Source organism: bacterium (assembly GCA_026398675.1).
Lineage (GTDB): Bacteria > RBG-13-66-14 > RBG-13-66-14 > RBG-13-66-14 > RBG-13-66-14 > RBG-13-66-14.
In genome coordinates, this window is the sequence record JAPLSK010000291.1 from 1 (window position 1) to 1,820 (window position 1,820).

At 64.8% G+C, this 1,820-nt stretch carries 2 protein-coding genes; both read left to right on the top strand.

Translation table 11 applies throughout. The features are described 5' to 3' along the window. Positions 1-599: hypothetical protein (locus NTW26_08660; protein ID MCX7022323.1), on the top strand; the 599-nt coding region annotated here is incomplete at its 5' end. Positions 600-741: 142 nt separating this feature from the next. After that, a partial coding sequence (locus NTW26_08665) for an aminotransferase class V-fold PLP-dependent enzyme (GenBank protein ID MCX7022324.1) occupies positions 742-1,820 on the top strand: 1,079 nt, incomplete at its 3' end.

The following is a 1,820-nucleotide window of genomic DNA, read 5'->3' on the forward strand; positions in this document are numbered from 1 at the left end:
GTTACGTGGAGATAGTACGCAACAAGAGCGAGTCCTACGTCCTCTCGGAGCCGGAGATGCAGCAGGTTTTCGACGATGGGGGCGCGGGGACGTCGCGCTGGGAGTTCTTCCGCCGGGTACGGCTCTTCAACAGTTGGAACACCCTTGAGATTTACGTCCGCGCATTCCCCGGGGGGACGGTCCTGGAGTACTCGCCCGTCGTGAGCATGTCCGGGAACTGGAGTGCCGGGCGCGACCCGGTCATGTGCTCGGTGGAGTGGCCCGGGTCGGACCTGGCCAATCTCAACCTCCATCTGGTGGACGACCTGGGCAACGACTGCTCCGAGGACGACCCCAACATCGGCGGGATGATTCTGGACGTCCCCGACTCCTGGGGGTACGGACCCGAGTACATCACCGCCACCGAAACCCGGCAGGCGACCTACCGGATTCTGGTCGAGTACGCGAACGACAACGGGCTCGACTCCCCGGTGAACTGCAAGGTCCACGTTTACGTCCGCGGCGGCGAGCTGTCCCAGAGCCCCTACCGGCACACCTTTCAGCCTGACGACGTGGGCGGCGACCCCTGGGAGGTCACCGAGGTCACCTACTATCCGTAAGCTCACGGTTCCAACGTCTCGCTGCCTAGTTCCGTGCCAAGCTTCCCTTACTCCCGCTTTTTGACATAAAATAACCGCCGCACGGTCATACCGGGGCGATCACGGTTCGACGTAGAAATTTCCCCCAAGCGCGAGGACGGCCATGCAGGTTTATCTGGACAACAACGCCACCACCCGGACCGCCCCCGAGGTCGTGGAGGCGATGCTCCCCTATTTTACGGAAATCTACGGGAATGCCTCCAGCTTCCACCAGTTCGGGCAACGGGCGGCGAAGGGGATGGGTTCGGCCCGGCAGAACGTGGCCGATTTCCTGGGGGTCACCGCCGACGAAATCGTTTTCACCGGCTCCGGCTCCGAGTCGGACAACTACTTCCTCAAGGGGGTGGCGGCCCGCGAGGGTGAGGGACATCTCGTTACGAGCGCCATCGAGCACCCGGCGATTCTGCGCACGGCCCGCTTCCTGGCTGGTAACGGCTTCGAGCTCACCGAGCTGCCGGTGGACGGCCGGGGAGTGGTGAGCCCGGACGACCTGAAGGGGGCGCTCCGCAAGGACACCATTCTGGTCAGCATCATGTACGCCAACAACGAGATAGGGACGGTCCAGGACCTGGACGCCCTGGGCGCCGTCTGCCGCGAGGCAGGAGTCCCCTTCCACACCGACGCCGTACAGGCGGTGGGCAAGCTCCCGATGAACCTGCGCGAGCTGCCGGTGGATTACCTCTCCGCTTCGGCCCACAAGCTCCACGGACCCAAGGGGATCGGCCTGGCCTACCTGCGCCGGGGGTCGAAGGCGCCGTTCAACCTCATTCACGGCGGCCACCACGAGAAGCGGCGCCGGGCGTCCACGGAGAACGTGCCGGGCATCGTCGGCTTCGGAAAAGCCGTCCGGCTCGCGTCCGAGGAAGGCTACCATCGGGAGAAGATTCTCCGTCTCCGCGCAAAACTGGAGGAGGGGATTTCCCAAATCCCCGAGGTCACCATCCTCGCCCGGGAGGCGGAGCGGTTGCCGAACACCTCCAACGTGCTCTTCCACCGCCTGGAGGGCGAGTCCATCGTGATGAGCCTGGACTTCGAGGGTATCGCCGTCTCCACCGGCTCGGCCTGCTCCTCGGGTTCCCTGGAGCCCAGTCACGTCATCCTGGCGCTGGGCTTCGACCACGCCCACGCCCAGGGGTCCATCCGCTTCTCCCTTTCCCGCTACACGACCGAGGAGGAGATAGA